Annotated in this window: 2 protein-coding genes; both read left to right on the forward strand. The window is 42.0% G+C overall.

Annotated elements, in window-relative coordinates; translation table 11 throughout:
- A partial coding sequence (locus AC1DSG_RS30815) for an O-antigen ligase family protein (RefSeq protein ID WP_477794240.1) occupies positions 1-711 on the forward strand: 711 nt, incomplete at its 5' end.
- Between the two features lie 31 nt (positions 712-742).
- Positions 743-1,847: glycosyltransferase (locus AC1DSG_RS30820; protein ID WP_477794241.1), on the forward strand; the 1,105-nt coding region annotated here is incomplete at its 3' end.

Here is a 1,847-nt window from a genome sequence, read left to right on the forward strand (position 1 = left end):
GGTAGATTCTTGGGAGTTTTCCACCACCCAAATTTTGCTGGCGTAAACTTCGCCATATGCGTCTCAATGATTTTCGGCTTTAACATTACCCATAGAAACGCAAAAAAAAACAATACCGTAACCATATTCTCAACATTATTAGTCATTCTGGCGACGATACTAGTGATGGCTAGCGGATCTCGAACAGGGATACTAGGACTCGTGGGAGCAGCCCTAGGGTACGTTTACATCCAGAAATACCTCAAATCAAGTACAATTTTATTTCTAGCCTTTCCTGCTTTTATCGTAATACTATCGCTCGATTCTATTATTGAAGTGCTGGCTCAGTATAGTCCAGGGATTCAGCGAATCAGCCAAGCAGGTAATACTCGTAGTGAAGTATGGCTATCCATGTGGAATAGCTTCACAGCCAACCCATTTTTTGGAGCAGGCCTTAACGTAGAAGGTACAGCCGGTTCATATCTCCGTGTATTGGCGCAAGGAGGGCTATTTGTGGGGCTTCCTCTAATTGTTTGTATACTTCTCTGTATAACACGACTGCTCCGAACTCGAGGCAACCTTGCTTTCCGCAATGCTTGGCTACCAGGATTGCTGTGCATCTTATTAACAAGCGTAACTGAAGGTTATCTTGCAGACGCTCTTAGCCTGGGCATTATATACTTTTTATTAATCGTATTTGCTTTGAGTTTTCGCCGTCCAGTTCCTATCTAGACCTACAACCTAAACCAAGACGATTACAACTATGAATATCAATCAAGAACGATCAAAAAAACTTAAAGTTTTTTATGTGCAACCCATTTTGGCAGGCTATAGAGCGCCGATAATTAAAAAGCTAGCCAACTGTTTTGATACGTTTTCTTTTTACGACAACTCCGATGCTAAAAATCAAGGCCATATGGCCGCCAATTCCGATAGTTCAATAACGGTGCAATCTCCATCTATATCACTTTGCGGCGGGCGTTTATTTTACCAGAAGAACGTAGTTAGCAAAGCAATCAAGACAAAGCCGGATGCAGTGATTACATTTGCCAATCCTAGATTTTTATCATTCTGGCTTCTGATGCTCATCTGTCGTGTAATGAGTTTAAAGTTCTACGCACATGGTCAAGGCCTTTATTCGTACACCAAGCCTAGCCGATTCCGAAAGTTAATGTACCGAGCCATCTGTAAATACTCCACAAAATATGTGTGTTACACCGAACTTTCTAAGCGCAGCTTGTTACTAGCAGGCTGCGACCCCAAAAAGCTTGTGACAATCAACAATTCGCTGGAACTTGAAACCACTGTACCTCCATATCAAAAAACCTACTCGGAGAATGGCGTATTATTTATTGGGCGCCTACGAGAAGGCTGTCGTATTGACATTTTAATTAAAGCAATTCAGCTATCTCGTGATAACGGACACGAACTTGAACTTCACATCATTGGTAGCGGGCATTTAGAGAACCACTATAAAACTCGCCATGAGAATATTTCATGGCTTCACTGGCATGGCGCTATACATGACCATCATGATATAGCCGAAATCAGTAAGCTTTGCAGAATTGGCTGCTACCCTGGTGACGCGGGGCTGAGCATAGTGCATTACTTAAGTTTAGCTCTACCTCCATTGGTCCATCAAAATATTGAAAACCATATGGGACCAGAACCGTCATATATAACCAACAATAATAACGGTTTCTTGTTCGATCCAAGCTCCGGTGAAAGTGAACTTTCAGCAACTCTAAACAACATTTGGAGACTCAAGCCTGCTGAGCTAAGTCAAGTGGCTAGTACAGGCTTCAATACTTACTTAGAACTGAATAATCCTTCTATGGGCGATCAATTTGTTAACCTTGTACTCGACA

Source organism: Pseudomonas sp. P5_A12, from assembly GCF_056400685.1.